This is a genomic window from Streptomyces achromogenes subsp. achromogenes, assembly GCF_000720835.1.
GTDB classification, from domain to species: domain Bacteria; phylum Actinomycetota; class Actinomycetes; order Streptomycetales; family Streptomycetaceae; genus Streptomyces; species Streptomyces achromogenes.
On the sequence record NZ_JODT01000004.1, the window covers coordinates 125,386 to 140,555 of the forward strand.

Consider the following 15,170-nt stretch of genomic DNA (forward strand, 5'->3'; position numbering starts at 1 on the left):
AGGCGACGCTTCGCTCAACGGGACATGATCATCCGGTTATCGGATTGGTAAAGATGACCGGAAAACCCTGTCCCCGGCACCCTCGCAGCCGAGAGGATCCCCGTCTGACCACTCGCATCGAGGTAGGGGGAGGGGCCCACGTGAGGGAAGCCAGACCGAAGAGCCGCCTGTTGGCGCTAGGTTCCGCCGGAGTACTCGTCACCGCCACCCTGATCGCCGGCGCCGTGTCGGCGCCCGTGGCCGGGGCCGCCTCCCGGCCCGCGCAGGACCGGGAGGCCAAGGGCGCCGAGATAGCGGCCGCCCGGGCGGCGAAGGCTGGCGTCAAGTGGCAGGACTGCCCGGCCGACTGGGGGCTGGAGAAGCCCATCCAGTGCGGCTGGGTCAGCGTGCCGCTCGACTACGCCCACCCCTACGGCAAGCAGATCAAGCTCGCCGTGGACCGCATCGGCAACACCGGCACCAAGAAGGAGCGCCAGGGCGCGCTCGTCTACAACCCCGGCGGCCCCGGCGGCTCCGGTCTGCGCTTCCCGCGCCGGGTCACCACCCACAACGCCCTCTGGGCGAACGTCGCCAAGGCCTACGACTTCGTCGGCTTCGACCCGCGCGGCGTCGGCCACTCCACGCCCATCTCCTGCGTCGACCCGCAGGAGTTCGTCAAGGCGCCCAAGATGGACCCGGTGCCGGACAGCGAGGCCGACAAGACCGCGCAGCGCAAGCTGGCCCGCGCGTACGCCGAGGGGTGCGCGAAGCGCAGCGGCGCGATGCTGCCGCACATGACCACCCCCAACACCGCCCGCGACCTGGACGTCATCCGCGCCGCGCTGGGCGAGAAGAAGCTCAACTACCTCGGCGTGTCCTACGGCACCTACCTCGGCGCCGTCTACGGCACCCTCTTCCCGGGCCACCTGCGCCGCATGGTCGTGGACAGCGTGGTCGACCCCTCCCGCGAGAAGATCTGGTACCAGGCCAACCTGGACCAGGACATCGCCTTCGAGGGCCGCTGGAAGGACTGGCAGGACTGGGTCGCCGCCAACGACGCCGCCTTCCACCTCGGCACCACCCGCGCCGCCGTCCAGGCCAAGTGGCTCCAGCTGCGCGCCACCGCCAAGAAGCACCCGATCGGCGGCGTCGTCGGCCCGGCCGAGCTGATCTCCTTCTTCCAGAGCGCGCCGTACTACGACTCCTCGTGGGTGCCGGTCGCCACGGTCTTCAGCAAGTACGTCGCCGGTGACACCCAGGCGCTGGTCGACGCCGCGGCCCCCGACCTGTCGGACACCGCGGGCAACATCGCCTCCGAGAACTCCAACGCCGTCTACACCGCCGTCGAGTGCGCCGACGCCAAGTGGCCCACCAGCTGGCAGAAGTGGAACCGGGACAACACCCGGCTCAACAAGAACTACCCCTTCCTGACCTGGTCCAACGCCTGGATGAACCTGCCGTGCGCCACCTGGCCGGCCAAGCAGCACACCCCGGTCGAGGTCAAGACCCACAAGGGCCTGCCGAAGGTGCTCATCGTGCAGTCCACCCGGGACGCCGCCACCCCGTACGGCGGTGCCGTCGAGCTGCACAAGCGCTTCAAGGGCTCCCGCCTGATCACCGAGAAGAACGCGGGCTCCCACGGTGTGACCGGCCTGGTCAACCCGTGCGTCAACCAGCGCGTCGACGCCTACCTGCTCAAGGGCGCGCTGGACGGCAAGAACGTGACCTGCGCCCCGCACGCCACGCCCAAGCCGTAACCGCACCACCAAGCTGACCAGGGGCGGCCGGATCTTCCGGCCGCCCCTCGGCTATGCCGCGCACCAGGCGTCCTCCGCCGCGTAGTCGAACAGATCCGGATACGCCCGCGCGAGCAGCGGAAACGCCTCCCGCCAGTCGCGTCCGCGCACGCTCGCGGCAAGCCACTCCACCGTCTCGGGCAGACTCTCCGCGTACGACCCCACCGGCCGGTAGCCCAGCTCCCGCCGCGCGGCGGACATGTCGCACACCACCGGCCGCGGCACCGACCAGGGAGTGCGGCCCACCGAGCCCTCCGGTGGACCGTCCAGCCACACCGTCCGGGCCTCGACCCCCATCACCGCGTCCACCGCCGCACCGATCTCCGCGGCCGTCGGCGCCTCGGCGTCACAGGCGTTGAGCACCCGCGAACCCGGCCGGGCCGCCGCCAGCCGCACCAGCTCGGCGATGGTCCGGGTGCTCGACGGATGGAACCGGCTCTCGCCCCGGTACGCCAGCACCCGCCGCCTGCGGCCGTCCAGGTTCCGCTTGACGAAGTACAGCTCGCGCGGCAGCGGGCTGTACGGCCCGTGCACCGCGCCCGGCCGCAACACCGTCACCGGGAACCCGTCACCGGCGGCGAGCAGTTCCGCCTCCAGCGCGGCCTTGCGGGTGCTGTAGGTGGCCTCGCCCGGCGCGACCGTCGGCTGGGTCTCGGGGACCGGCACCGGGTATACCGGGAAGCCGTCCGGCTCGCCCTGGGTGTCGAAACCCCGTCCGGCGCCGTCCTCGTACACGGACACGCTGGAGATCACCACCGCCGAGCCGATCCGGTCCGCGAGCGACGTCAACTGCCGGGCGTGTCCCGCGTCGTAGGCGACCACGTCGACCAGCAGCTCGCAGCCGTCGCCCACCAGCGCGGCCAGGGCGTCGCCGTCGGCGCGGTCCAGCCTGGCCGTGCGCACCCCCTCGTCCCAGCCCGCGTCCCGGCCCCCGCCGCGCGAGGCGGCCGTCACCGCCCAGCCGTCCCGGGCCAGCGCGTCCACCACCGGACGGCCGATCTGCCCGGTCGCCCCGATCACCACCGCTTTCCTCATACGGCGAGCCTAGGCACCCCCACCGCCGCCGGGGCGGATCTTCTGCCGACGGCAGAGGTCACCCGAGCGGCGCCCGGCGCGGCCCGCGCTCCTTGGCGGCCTGCCGCTCCTTGACGACGGCCGCGTACTCGTCGACGTACTCCTGCCCGGACAGGGTAAGGATCGCGTAGACGATCTCGTCGGTGACCGCCCGCAGCACCGCCTTCTCCCGCTCCATGCCCGCATAGCGGGAGAAGTCCAGCGGCTCGCCGAAGCGGATGGTCACCGGGCGGATCCTCGGTACGACCCGGCCGGGCGGCTGGGCCTCGAAGGTGCCGATCATCGCGCAGGGCACCACCGGCACCCCCGCCGTCAGCGCCAGCACGGCGACCCCGACCTTGCCCTTGTACAGCCTGCCGTCGTGCGACCGCGTGCCCTCCGGATAGATGCCGAGCAACTCGCCCCGGCGCAGCACCCCGAGGCCCTCGCGGATCGCCGCCTGCCCCGCCTCCTTCCCGGAGCGGTCCACCGGGATCTGCCCGGCGCCGCGGAAGAAGAACGCGGTGAGCCGGCCCTTCAGCCCCGGACCGGTGAAGTACTCGGCCTTGGCGAGGAAGGTGATGCGGCGCTTCAGCACCGCAGGCATCAGAAAGTGGTCGGAGAACGACAGATGATTGCCCGCGATGATCGCCGGTCCCGATACGGGCACCTGCTCCAGCCCCTCGATCCGGGGCCGGAAGACCAGCCTGAGCAGCGGGCCCAGCAGCACGTACTTGAGGACGTAATAGAACACGGCTCGCCTCACTCCGTCGGGCCGGCGGCGGACCGTCGGCGGTGCGGCGCGCGGGCCGGACCGCCGGCCGGGCGCCCCTGTCATCATCCGCTGCCCGGTTTCCCACGGCCAGTACCGCGCCACGCGTCGTACACCGCCCGGTTGCCCGCACACCGCCGCGCCGAACCGGGGGCGCGCGGGCGTGTCGGCGGGCCTTGTCCGTGCGCCGTCGCACGCCCCCGTACGATGACCTCATGCGCACCACCGGACAGCACCCGTGGCGCCCGCTCGGGCGGTACCGCGCGCTGTCCGTGCTGGCGGTGCTGATCGGGCTGCTGGGCATGCACGCCCTCGCGCCCGGCGGCGGAGCGGGGCACGCCGAACAGGCCCACGCCACACACGGCATGGCCGCGCTCGTCGCCGCCGACGACTGCCCGGGCGGCGACGGCCACTGCGGCGGCCACCGGCTGCACCACGCCGACCCCAGCTGCGCCTCGGGCGCCCTGGACGGCGGGCCCCGCCTGCCCGCGCCGGCCCCCGACCCGGTGACCGGACCGGCACCGGCCCCCTGCCGGCTCGCCGTGTGGGCCACCGCGCCGGACGGCGCCCGCGCCCCACCCGACCTGGCCGAACTCCAGCTCCTGCGGATCTAGAGGCCGCCCCGGCCGCGCCCGCCCCGCCACCCGCGGGACGCGCGCCCGTGCCCACGCGTGCCCGAAATCCCTCCGCGACAGCAGGAGTTCTTCCCATGATCACCCGTACCCTGACGCGCCGTGCCGCCCTCGCCACGGCCGCCGTGACCTCCGCGCTCGTCCTCGCCGCCTGCGGCGGCAACAGCGACGACAACGGAGAGGGCGGCACCGGCCACACCGGTCACGGCGCCTTTGCCGCCTCCGCCACGCCGAGCGCGTCGGCCGGCGCGCACAACGCCCAGGACGTCGCCTTCGCCCAGGGCATGATCCCGCACCACCAGCAGGCCCTTCAGATGGCGGAACTCGCCGCCGACCGCGCCTCCTCCGCGCGCGTGAAGGACCTCGCCGCGCGCATCGAGAAGGCGCAGGACCCGGAGATCCGCACCCTGACCGGCTGGCTGAAGGCCTGGGGCGAGCAGCCCCCGATGGCCGGCATGGACCACTCCGGCCACACCGGGATGTCCGGGATGATGAGCGAGGCCGACATGGCCGCCCTGAAGAAGGCCACCGGCAGGGACTTCGACAACCGGTTCCTGTCCCTGATGACCGAACACCACCAGGGCGCCGTCGAGATGGCCACCACCGAGAAGCGGAAGGGCCGCTCCGGCGACGCCAAGGCCATGGCGGACGCGATCATCACCGCGCAGGACGCCGAGATCAAGGAGATGAAGCAGCTCCTCGGCGCGAAGTGACACCGCGGCGGGGGCCGGTGTCGCCACCGGCCCCCGCCCGCTCGTCTCTCAGCCCAGCACCTTCTCCAGCGCGCCCAGCGCCGACCGCAGCTCCTCCGCCGTGATGGTCAGCGGCGGCGCCAGCCGGATCGTGGAGCCGTGGGTGTCCTTGACCAGGACCCCCTCGCGCATCAGCCGCTCACTGATCTCCCGGCCGGTGCCGAGCGCCGGGTCGACGTCCACCCCGGCCCACAGCCCGCGGGCCCGGAACCCGGTCACGCCCCTGCCGATCAGCTCCGTCAGCCCCTCCCGCAGGAGCACCCCGAGCTCGGCCGCCCGGCGCTGGAACGCGCCCGTCTCCAGCAGCTCCACCACGGCCGTGCCGACCGCCGCGGCCAGCGGATTGCCGCCGAACGTCGAACCGTGCTCACCGGGACGCAGCACGCCCAGCACCTCGCGCCGGGCCACCACCGCCGACACCGGGACGATGCCGCCGCCCAGCGCCTTGCCGAGCAGCAGCACGTCCGGCACCACGCCCTCGTGCTCGACGGCGAGGGTGCGGCCGGTGCGGCCGAGGCCCGACTGGATCTCGTCGGCGACGAACAGACAGCCCCGGCGGCGGGTCAGCTCGCGCACCCCCGCGAGATAGCCGTCGTCCGGCACGATCACGCCCGCCTCGCCCTGGATGGGCTCGATCAGCACCGCCGCCGTGGTGTCGTCGACCGCCGCCTCCAGCGCGGCCAGGTCGTTGTACGGCACCACCGTGAAGCCGGGGGTGAAGGGGCCGAAGCCGGCGCGGGCCGTCTCATCCGTGGAGAAGCCGACGATCGTCGTCGTACGGCCGTGGAAGTTCTCCGCCGCGACCACGATCGTCGCCCGGCCCTCGGGGACGCCCTTCACGTCGTACGCCCATTTGCGGGCCACCTTGATGCCGCTCTCCACGGCCTCCGCGCCCGTGTTCATCGGCAGCACCATGTCCATTCCGGTCAGCTCCGCGAGCCGCTCGGCGAACTCGGCCAGCCGGTCGTTGTGGAAGGCGCGGGAGGTCAGGGTGAGCCGGTCGAGCTGGCGGTGGGCGGCCTCGACCAGCGCCGGGTGCCGGTGGCCGAAGTTCAGGGCCGAGTAGCCGGCCAGCATGTCGAGGTAGCGGTTGCCCTCGACGTCCTCCACCCAACTGCCCTCGGCCCGGGCCACGACCACGGGCAGCGGATGGTAGTTGTGCGCGAGCACCGGCTCCTCCGCGCGGATCAGCTGCTCGGACGTACGGGGGCGGGCGGGTGCGGTCATCAGCGGATCTCCTGGGTGCAGCACTTGATGCCGCCGCCGGCCTTGTGGAGCTCGGACAGGTCGACGGGGACGGGGACATAGCCGTGATCGGCCAGGCGCGCGGCCAGCGCCCCGGCCTGCGGGGCGATGAAGACGTGCCGGCCGTCGCAGACGGAGTTCAGGCCGAAGGCCAGCGCGTCCTCGCGGGTGGCGAGCACCGCCCGCGGGTACAGCCGCCGGAGCACTTCACGGCTGCCCGGCGAGAAGGCCTCCGGGTAGTAGCAGACGTTCTCGTCGTCGAGGACGAACAGCGCCGTGTCCAGGTGGTAGAAGTACGGGTCCACCAGCCGCAGCCCGATCACCGGCCGGCCCAGGTACTCCTGCGCCTCCCGGTGCGCCTCGGGGGTGGTGCGGAACCCGGTCCCGGCGAGCACGTACCGGCCCGTCCACACCAGGTCGCCCTCGCCCTCGGCCACCGACTCGGGCCGGTACACGTCGTAGCCGGCCGTCTTGAACCAGGTGTCGTAGTGCTCCGACTCCGGGCGCCGCTCGGGGGCGTGGAAGAGGGAGCCGAAGACCCGACCGCCGACGACGAGGGCCGCGTTGGCGGCGAACACCATGTCCGGCAGCCCGGGGACCGGCTCGACACGCTCGACGGTGTGGCCGTGATCCTCGAAGGCGCGGACCAGCGACCGCCACTGCTCCCGGGCCAGGGCCGCGTCGACGGGCCGGCCGGGATGCATCCAGGGGTTGATCGCGTACTGGACGGCGAAGTGCCTGCATTCGCAGACGAGGAATCGCCGGGGACGCGGCACACGACGTTCGGTCACAGAGGGTTCCCTCCGCTCTCCTGTGTGTCACTGAGGGGGTGACACCACGGTAGGAAGGGAGGAAGACGGCCGACAAGTGCGAAAGGCTGCGTAGATGCGCAGCATCGCTGCGTTCCCACCGGGGCGCACGCACGCCTCCTGCGCGCGCCCCCGATGCCGGGTCACTCGGGGGCGGCGTGGGTGGCGCCCGCCTCCGGACTCTCCGGGAGCAGATGGGACAGCACCATCACACTGATCGTCTTGCGGATGAACGGCTCGGCGCGGATCCGCTCCAGCACCTCCTCGAAGTGCTCCACGTCCCGCGCCCGCACGTGCAGCAGCGCGTCGGCGCCGCCGGTCACCGTCATGGCCGCCGCGATCTCCGGATGGTTGCGGACCACCTCCGCCAGGCGCCGGGGCGGGGCGGCGCCCTCGCAGTAGACCTCGACGTACGCCTCCGTGCGCCAGCCCAGCGCCGCCGGTTTCACCGTCGCCGTGAACCCGGTGATCACCCCGGTCTCCCGCAGCCGGTCCACCCGCCGCTTGACCGCCGTGGCGGACAACCCGACGTCCGCGCCGATCTCGGCGAAACTCGTGCGGGCGTTCGCCATCAGCGCGGTGATGATCCGGCGGTCCAGCTCGTCGAACGCGGGTGTCCTGCTGTTCATGCGGGCACTGTAGCCAGCTCCCGCGCGCGGCGGCTCAGGACCGGACGACGACCACGGCCAGGGTCAGCAGCCCCAGCACCACCCAGCCGAACCACAGCCAGCCGTTGCTGCCGAGCGCGACCGTGTAGGCGGTCACGAGGACCAGCGCGCCGGCCGTGAGAGCACCCATCGTCTTGGTGGAACCATTGGAGCCGTTCGTGGTACCGGGCATCGCGACACCCTCCTCGTGGTCCGTCCCCGACCCATGGTGCCCCCATTCCCGCGCCGGCGGGATAGGGGGCACGGGATACGACGACGGGCCGGAGCCCGGTCGGCTCCGGCCCGTGCGGGGCAGCCCCGGCTCAGCCCTCGCGGGCGCTCAGCGAGGCCAGATAGGCGTTGTACGCCTCCAGCTCCTTGTCACCGTCCCGGTCGGCGGCCCGGTCCTTGCGCTTGGCCTGCCGCTGCTCGGAGCGGTACCACTGGAACAGCAGCGCGATCAGCACCAGCACCGACGGGATCTCGCTGAACGCCCAGGCGATGCCGCCCGCCGAGCTCTGGTCGGACAGCGCGTCGATGCCCAGCGAGGCCGGCGGGTGCTCGAAGGTGCCCACCATCGGCGTGGACGCCATCATCAGCGCGATGCCGAAGAACGCGTGGAACGGCATGCCCGCGAACAGCTCCAGCATCCGCATCAGATGGCCCGGCCGGTGCGGACCGGGGTCCACACCGATGATCGGCCAGAAGAACACCACACCGACCGCGAGGAAGTGCACCATCATCGCGATGTGCCCGGTCTTCGAGCCCATCAGGAAGTCGAACAGCGGGGTGAAGTACAGGGCGTACAGGCTGGCGATGAACAGCGGGATGGTGAACGCCGGGTGGGTGACGACCCGCATGTACCGGCTGTGCAGCAGCATCAGCAGCAGCTCGCGCGGCCCCTTGCGGCCCTTGCCGGCGGCCGGCAGCGCGCGCAGCGCCAGCGTGACGGGGGCGCCGAGCAGGATCAGGATCGGCGACAGCATGCTGATCACCATGTGCTGCACCATGTGCACGCTGAACATGACCATGCCGTAGTCGTTCAGCTTGGTGCACATCACCAGGACGATGGTGAGCACGCCGACGACGTACGACACCGTCCGCCCGGCCGGCCACGCGTCCCCGCGCCGCCGCAGTCGTACGACCCCCCACCCGTACAGGGCCAGTCCGGCCGCACAGGCGACGAGGAAGAAGGGGTCCGCCGACCACTCGAGCCCTCGACCCAGCGTGAACGGCGGCAGATCCATCATCATGCCGTGCCCGCTGTGATCCATCCGCCGGCTCCTGTTTCGTGGGGGTTGTGCGAGTTGTCCGCCCCCAAGAGTAGAACCGCCCCCGGTCCCGACTGCGACCGGGGGCGGATTGTTCTCCCCTGAACGAAAAGGCGTCCGCGGACTACAGAACGCACTCCGCCTCGTCGTACCGCTCGGCGGGAACCGTCTTCAGCGTCTCCACGGCGTCGGCCAGCGGCACCATGACGATGTCGGTCCCCCGCAGCGCGGTCATCGCGCCGAACTCCCCCCGGTGCACGGCCTCCACCGCGTGCCATCCGAACCGCGTGGCCAGCACCCTGTCGTACGCCGTGGGCGTCCCGCCCCGCTGCACATGCCCGAGGATCACCGGCCGGGCCTCCTTGCCGAGCCGCTGCTCCAGCTCGACCGACAGCTGCCGGGCGATGCCCGCGAAGCGCTCGTGGCCGTAGACGTCCTTGCCGCCCTCGTCGAAGTCCATGGTGCCGGGGCGCGGCTTGGCGCCCTCCGCGGCGACCACGATGGCGAACCGCTTGCCGGCCGCGAACCGCTCGCCGACCTTCCGCGTCAGCTCCTCGATGTCGAAGGGCCGCTCGGGCACGACGACGGCGTGGGCGCCGGCCGCCATGCCGGAGTGCAGCGCGATCCAGCCGGTGTGCCGGCCCATGACCTCCACGATGAGCACCCGCTGATGGGACTCGGCGGTGGTCTTCAGCCGGTCCAGGGCCTCGGTCGCCACGGTCACCGCGGTGTCGAAGCCGAAGGTGACATCGGTGACCGCGATGTCGTTGTCGATGGTCTTGGGCACGCCCACGATGGGCAGGCCGTTGTCCGAGAGCAGCCGGGCCGCCTTCAGGGTGCCCTCGCCGCCGATCGGGATGATCGCGTCCAGGCCCAGCTCCGCGACATGGCCCCGGGCCCGCTCCACGCCGTCCCGCAGGTGCTCCGGGCGGACCCGGGAGGAGCCGAGGATGGTGCCGCCGCGGGCCAGGATGCCGGACACGGCGTCCAGGTCGAGCTTGCGGTAGTCGCACTCCAGGAGGCCCTTCCAGCCGTCCCGGAAACCGATGACCTCGTCGCCGTGGTCGACGACGGCACGGTGCACGACGGACCGGATGACGGCATTCAGGCCGGGGCAGTCGCCGCCGGACGTGAGGACACCAATGCGCATAGCCCGAATTACCTTCTCAACGTGGGCCGGGTGACCGGACCACGTTGTCCGGCGGATTCCCGGCCACCCTACCGGCGTGAGGGGGTGACTCCACAGCGGGCGTCCGCCTGCTGGACGCGCCCGCACATGTGAGCGGACGAGCCGTCAGGCGGGCCCGCCGGGAGTCTGCCGGACCATGCTGACCTCCCGTTGAAGGGACGGTTACGGAGGCTGCCGTTCCGCCCTTTTCCGGCCGGTTACGCGGGCTGCCGAACCCGCCGCCCCTCTCCGGCCGGTTACGCGGGCTGCTGGGCCGCCGCGATGCGCTCGTTGCGCAGCGCCTCGTACCAGCGGTCGTCGATCGGCGGCAGCGCGTTGACGTCCAGGGCCAGCTTTAGTAGCAGGTCGGCGATCAGCGGGTTGCGGGCGAGCACCGGCCCGTGCATGTACGTGCCGAAGACCGTGCCGTTGTACGCGCCCTCGGTGCCGTCGCCGGTGCCGTTGCCCTTGCCGATCGTCACCCGGGCGAAGGGGCGTGCCGTCGGGCCGAGGTGGGTGACGCCCTGGTGGTTCTCGAAGCCGGTCAGCTGGGGCAGCCCGAGCTGCGGGTCGATGTCCGCGAGCACGTCACCGACGCACCGCTCGCCCTCGCCGCGCACCGACACCACGTCGAGCAGGCCGAGGCCCGGCTCGCGCTGGCCGAGGTCGTTGATGAACTCGTGGCCGAGGATCTGGTAGCCGGCGCACACGGAGAACACGATCGCGCCGTTCTCCACCGCGCGGTGCAGATGCCCGTCCCGGCGCAGCCGCTCGGCCGCGAGCCGCTGCGGACGGTCCTCGCCGCCGCCGATGAGATAGATGTCACCGGAGGTCGGGATCGGCTGGTCGCTGCGCACGTCGAGCCGGGCCACGTCCAGGCCGCGCTGCCGGGCCCGGCGCTCCACGACGAGGGCGTTGCCCTGGTCGCCGTAGGTGCTCAGCAGGTCCGGGTAGATCCACACCAGCCGCAGTTGGTTGTCGCTCATGAGGTGATCGCCCTTCGAAGATCAGTTGCCGACGCGGCGGCGCAGGTCCTGGAACGCGGTGTAGTTCGCGATGACCTCGATCCGGCCCGGCGGGCACATCTGCACGGCCTGGTCGAGGTTGTCGCAGACCTGGAAGTGCTGGTTCGCGACCTCCAGACGCACGGCGAGGTCCAGCTTCCGGTCACCGATGACGAAGATCGGGTGGCCGGTCAGCCGGGTGTAGTCGACGTCCCACAGCCAGGAGGTGTCGGTGCCGTCGGCCCCGCGCGCGTTCACGGACAGGATCACCGGCGCCGGCGGCGGGTCGATCAGGGAGAACGTCTCCAGCCAGCCGGCCGGGTTCTTGGCCAGCAGCAGCCGGAGGTCACGGCTTTGGAACTGCACCACGTCGTACCGGCCGGCCACCGCCTGCACCTGGTACATCCGCTCCAGGGCGACCTGCGGCGGCACCCCGAAGACGGCGGCGACGGCCGCGGAGGACGCGGCGTTGGCCTTGTTGGCGCGGCCCGGCAGCTGGAGGTGGATCGGCCAGGCGGACCCGTGCGGGTCCAGCACGTGGTCGCCGGACAGAGCCCAGGTCGGCGTGGGCCGGCGGAAGCCGCACTCACCGCAGAACCAGTCGTCACCGGGGCGCTGCATCACACCGCCGCACGACGGGCAGGACCAGGCGTCGTCCTTCCACATCTGGCCGGCCGCGACCCAGACCACGTTCGGGGAGGAGGACGCGGCCCACACCACCAGCGGGTCGTCGCAGTTGGCGACGACGACCGCCTTGGAGCCGGCCAGGCCCTCGCGCCAGTTCTCGGCGAGCATCCGGGTCTCGGCCGCGCGGTCCAGCTGGTCCCGGGAGAGGTTCAGCAGCGCGATGCACTTGGGGTCGGTGTCCCGGGCCACTCCGGCCAGGTACTTCTCGTCGACCTCGATGACGCCGAACTTCGCGTCCGAGCCGCCTGCCAGCGCCGAGGTGATGCCGGCCGGCATGTTGGCGCCGAGCGCGTTCGACACGACCGGGCCCGCGGCGCGCAGCGCCTCGGCGATGAGCCGGGTGGTGGTGGTCTTGCCGTTGGTCGCCGACACCAGGACGACGTCCAGGTTCTGGGCGAGCCGTCCGAGCAGGTCGGGGTCGAGTTTCAGCGCGACCCGGCCACCGATCACCGACCCGCTGCCGCGCCCTGCGGCGCGCGATGCCGCAGCGACCGCCTTGCCCGCGGTCACGGCCAGCTTGGCCCGCGGCGAGAGCGGGTCCGAGTTGCCTGCCATCAGTTCTCGATCCTCCTTGCGTACGCGCCGCGCCTGGGGCCATCCGGCAGCGTGGTGGGACCCTCAGCCTATCGAGATCCGTTCACACACCCGAATTCCGGCCCACGCCTTCGCGCGGCGGGCATGAGCTGAAGGAACCGTACCCTTGCCGCCATGCGACACGGTTCCATTCCGGGCGCCCGCGGGCGCGTCCGGCCCCTCACCCTGCTCGGCGACGCGGCGCTGCGCGAGCCCTGCCGGGACGTCACCGACTTCGGCCCCGCCCTCGCGGACCTCGTTCAGGACCTGTTCGCCACGATGTACGCGGCGGGCGGGGTCGGGCTGGCGGCGAACCAAGTGGGCGTGCCCTTGCGGGTGTTCGTCTACGACTGCCCCGACGACGAGGACGTGCGCCACCTGGGTCATGTGGTGAATCCACGGCTGGTGGAGGCGGACGGCGTGGTGATCCGGGGTCCGGAGGGCTGTCTGTCGCTGCCGGGTCTGGAAGCGGGCACCGAGCGCTACGACCACGCGGTGATCGAGGGCCGGACGGTGACCGGGGAGCCCGTCACCGTGCACGGCACCGGCTTCTTCGCCCGGTGTCTCCAGCACGAGTACGACCACCTGGAGGGAGAGATCTACGCGGACCGGCTGACGGGGTGGCGGCACCGGAAGCTGATGCGGCAGGTCTCCCGCGCCCCCTGGCACCGGGGGAGCGGTACGGCAGGGTAGGTTGGCGGCCGGCGGCCGTCAGAACCCCGGGCCGCCCAGGCGGTCCCCGGCGGCGGCCAGCCGGCCCCACAGCAGGTCGGCGAGGGAGCGCACCAACTCGGCCCGGGAGCAGGGGCGTTCGCCCAGCCACCAGTCGCCGGCCGCGTGCATCATCCCGACGATCCCGTGGCCCCATACCCGGGCCAGCTGCCGGCTGTCCGGGCCGAGGTCCACCCGCTCCTCGATGACCTGGGCCAGCTCCTCGCCCATCCGCCGCAGCAGCGGCACGGAGTGCTTGCCGACGTCGAAGCCCTGCTCCCCGCCGGCACCGCCCTCGGCCGGATGCATCAGGAACCGGTACACCTGGGGCCGTGCCTCGATCGCGGCGAGGTAGGTGTCGAGGGTGGACTCGACCCGCTCGCGCCGCTCGGCCGGCGCGTCCAGCGCCGCCCGCAGCGAGGCCAGCAGGGCGTCGGTGTGCCGCTGGGCCAGGGCCGCGTACAGACCGCCCTTGTCGCCGAAGTGCCGGTACAGGATCGGTTTGGTGATCCCCGCTTCCGCCGCGATCGCGTTCATCGACGCCTGCGGGCCGTCGCGCAGCACCACCCGGTCGGCGGCCTCCAGCAGCTCGCGCCGTCGTCGGTCGGCGGACCGCTGCTGCTCGGTCCGCTGTGTGGTGTCCATGTGCTCTCCCACCCGTGCTGATTCGGTGACGCCTGCGCAAACTAACACTGACGGCACCCCCGGCATCGAACGGGAGGCCGAGGGGCTCGGCGGTTGACAATCCTACCGGCCGGTAACAGACTCGCGTTACCGTTAGTAACGTGGCAACCGCCGCTGGAGGGGACATGGCCGAGTTCACCATGGAGCTCAACGACGAGCAGAAGGAAGTCCGGGACTGGCTCCATGGCTTCGCCGCGGACGTGATCCGCCCGGCGGCGGCCGAGTGGGACGAGCGCGAGGAGACGCCCTGGCCCGTCATCCAGGAGGCCGCGAAGGTCGGCATCTACTCCCTCGACTTCTACGCGCAGCAGTACTTCGACCCCACCGGCCTCGGCATCCCGATGGCGATGGAGGAGCTGTTCTGGGGGGACGCGGGCATCGCCCTGTCCATCGTGGGCACCGGCCTCGCCGCCGTGGGCGTCCTCGCCAACGGCACCGACGAGCAGATCGGCACCTGGATCCCGCAGATGTACGGCGACCAGAACGACGTCAAGGTCGCCGCGTTCTGCTCCTCCGAGCCCGACGCCGGCTCCGACGTGGCCTCCATGCGCACCCGCGCCGTCTACGACGAGGCCAAGGACGAGTGGGTGATCAACGGCACGAAGACCTGGGCGACCAACGGCGGCATCGCCAACGTCCACGTGGTCGTCGCCGTCGTCGACCCGGAGCTGGGCTCCAAGGGCCACGCCTCCTTCATCGTCCCGCCGGGCACGCCCGGCCTGTCCCAGGGGCAGAAGTTCAAGAAGCACGGCATCCGCGCCTCCCACACCGCCGAGGTGGTCCTGGACGACGTGCGGGTGCCCGGCTCCTGCCTGCTCGGCGGCAAGGAGAAGCTGGACGAGCGGCTGGCCCGGGCCCGGGAGAAGGTGAAGGCGGTTGGGGGTGAGCGCGTGAGGAACGCGGCGATGGCCACGTTCGAGGCGTCCCGGCCGGCTGTCGGCGCCATGGCCGTGGGCACCGCCCGGGCCGCCTACGAGGTCGCGCTCGACTACGCGAAGAACCGCGAGCAGTTCGGACGGCCGATCATCGACAACCAGGGCGTGGCCTTCCAGCTCGCCGACATGCGCACGCAGATCGACGCGGCACGGCTGCTGGTGTGGCGGGCCTCCTGGATGGCCGTCAACGGCAAGCCGTTCACCGCGGCCGAGGGGTCCATGTCCAAGCTGTTCGCGAGCGAGACCGCGAAGAAGGTGACCGCGCAGGCCATCCAGATCCTGGGCGGCAACGGGTACACGCGCGAGTACCCGGTGGAGCGGATGCACCGGGACGCCGCGATCTACACCATCTTCGAGGGGACCAGCGAGATCCAGCGGCTGGTCATCGCCCGGACCCTGTCGGGCATGTCCATCCGGTGACGGCGGGGCGGAACCGTCTGCCGCGGACGGCT

At 72.1% G+C, this 15,170-nt stretch carries 16 protein-coding genes; 5 read left to right on the top strand and 11 right to left on the bottom strand.

Translation table 11 applies throughout. The features are described from left to right. The first annotated feature begins 140 nt into the window (after window positions 1-140). Complete coding sequence (locus IH25_RS0105515; protein WP_030603785.1) at window positions 141-1,736, top strand: alpha/beta hydrolase; 1,596 nt, start codon at window positions 141-143, stop codon at window positions 1,734-1,736. Window positions 1,737-1,787: 51 nt separating this feature from the next. Here the strand turns inward: IH25_RS0105515 and IH25_RS0105520 are convergent, their stop codons facing one another. Together IH25_RS0105520 and IH25_RS0105525 are read right to left on the bottom strand one after the other, a co-directional pair. Continuing rightward, the gene (locus IH25_RS0105520; RefSeq protein WP_245172707.1) at window positions 1,788-2,810 is read right to left on the bottom strand and encodes an NAD-dependent epimerase/dehydratase family protein; all 1,023 of its coding nucleotides are present in this window, start codon (window positions 2,808-2,810) and stop codon (window positions 1,788-1,790) included. Between the two features lie 58 nt (window positions 2,811-2,868). Further along, window positions 2,869-3,582: a lysophospholipid acyltransferase family protein gene (locus IH25_RS0105525; protein ID WP_030603790.1), complete on the bottom strand. Its 714-nt coding sequence runs from the start codon at window positions 3,580-3,582 to the stop codon at window positions 2,869-2,871. Window positions 3,583-3,815: 233 nt separating this feature from the next. Here IH25_RS0105525 and IH25_RS0105530 point away from each other — a divergent pair, with 233 nt between their 5' ends. After that, complete coding sequence (locus IH25_RS0105530) at window positions 3,816-4,214, top strand: DUF6153 family protein (RefSeq protein WP_209445274.1); 399 nt, start codon at window positions 3,816-3,818, stop codon at window positions 4,212-4,214. Between the two features lie 95 nt (window positions 4,215-4,309). Beyond that, the gene (locus IH25_RS0105535; RefSeq protein WP_030603794.1) at window positions 4,310-4,945 is read left to right on the top strand and encodes a DUF305 domain-containing protein; all 636 of its coding nucleotides are present in this window, start codon (window positions 4,310-4,312) and stop codon (window positions 4,943-4,945) included. A gap of 48 nt (window positions 4,946-4,993) precedes the next feature. Here the strand turns inward: IH25_RS0105535 and rocD are convergent, their stop codons facing one another. The 8 genes from rocD to IH25_RS0105575 form a co-directional block, all read right to left on the bottom strand. Then, window positions 4,994-6,211, bottom strand: a complete 1,218-nt coding sequence (gene rocD, locus IH25_RS0105540) for an ornithine--oxo-acid transaminase (RefSeq protein WP_030603796.1) — start codon at window positions 6,209-6,211, stop codon at window positions 4,994-4,996. Then, window positions 6,211-7,020, bottom strand: a complete 810-nt coding sequence (gene ddaH, locus IH25_RS0105545) for a dimethylargininase (protein ID WP_030603799.1) — start codon at window positions 7,018-7,020, stop codon at window positions 6,211-6,213. Before ddaH ends, rocD begins: the two co-directional genes overlap by 1 nt. Before the next feature lie 161 nt (window positions 7,021-7,181). Continuing rightward, window positions 7,182-7,667 (bottom strand): Lrp/AsnC family transcriptional regulator, encoded by a 486-nt coding sequence (locus IH25_RS0105550; RefSeq protein WP_030603802.1) that lies wholly within the window; start codon window positions 7,665-7,667, stop codon window positions 7,182-7,184. Window positions 7,668-7,701: 34 nt separating this feature from the next. Beyond that, window positions 7,702-7,878 (bottom strand): hypothetical protein, encoded by a 177-nt coding sequence (locus tag IH25_RS40510; RefSeq protein ID WP_030603805.1) that lies wholly within the window; start codon window positions 7,876-7,878, stop codon window positions 7,702-7,704. 130 nt (window positions 7,879-8,008) lie between these two features. Further along, window positions 8,009-8,959 (bottom strand): cytochrome c oxidase assembly protein, encoded by a 951-nt coding sequence (locus tag IH25_RS0105560; protein WP_030603809.1) that lies wholly within the window; start codon window positions 8,957-8,959, stop codon window positions 8,009-8,011. Between the two features lie 121 nt (window positions 8,960-9,080). Then, window positions 9,081-10,106, bottom strand: coding sequence for a 6-phosphofructokinase (locus IH25_RS0105565; protein WP_030603812.1), 1,026 nt, complete (start codon window positions 10,104-10,106; stop codon window positions 9,081-9,083). 275 nt (window positions 10,107-10,381) lie between these two features. Continuing rightward, window positions 10,382-11,110: a type 1 glutamine amidotransferase gene (locus tag IH25_RS0105570; protein WP_030603815.1), complete on the bottom strand. Its 729-nt coding sequence runs from the start codon at window positions 11,108-11,110 to the stop codon at window positions 10,382-10,384. A gap of 21 nt (window positions 11,111-11,131) precedes the next feature. Further along, complete coding sequence (locus tag IH25_RS0105575) at window positions 11,132-12,370, bottom strand: Mur ligase family protein (protein ID WP_030603819.1); 1,239 nt, start codon at window positions 12,368-12,370, stop codon at window positions 11,132-11,134. A 153-nt stretch (window positions 12,371-12,523) separates the two neighbouring features. Between IH25_RS0105575 and def the strand changes: the two genes are divergently transcribed. Beyond that, window positions 12,524-13,081 carry a peptide deformylase gene (gene def / locus IH25_RS0105580; protein ID WP_030603821.1) on the top strand — a complete coding sequence of 186 codons (558 nt, stop codon included), beginning with the start codon at window positions 12,524-12,526 and terminating at the stop codon, window positions 13,079-13,081. An 18-nt stretch (window positions 13,082-13,099) separates the two neighbouring features. Here def and IH25_RS0105585 read toward each other — a convergent pair whose 3' ends face one another. Beyond that, window positions 13,100-13,744 (bottom strand): TetR family transcriptional regulator, encoded by a 645-nt coding sequence (locus tag IH25_RS0105585; RefSeq protein WP_030603834.1) that lies wholly within the window; start codon window positions 13,742-13,744, stop codon window positions 13,100-13,102. 164 nt (window positions 13,745-13,908) lie between these two features. Between IH25_RS0105585 and IH25_RS0105590 the strand changes: the two genes are divergently transcribed. After that, complete coding sequence (locus tag IH25_RS0105590; RefSeq protein ID WP_030603837.1) at window positions 13,909-15,138, top strand: acyl-CoA dehydrogenase family protein; 1,230 nt, start codon at window positions 13,909-13,911, stop codon at window positions 15,136-15,138. Window positions 15,139-15,170: the final 32 nt, after the last annotated feature.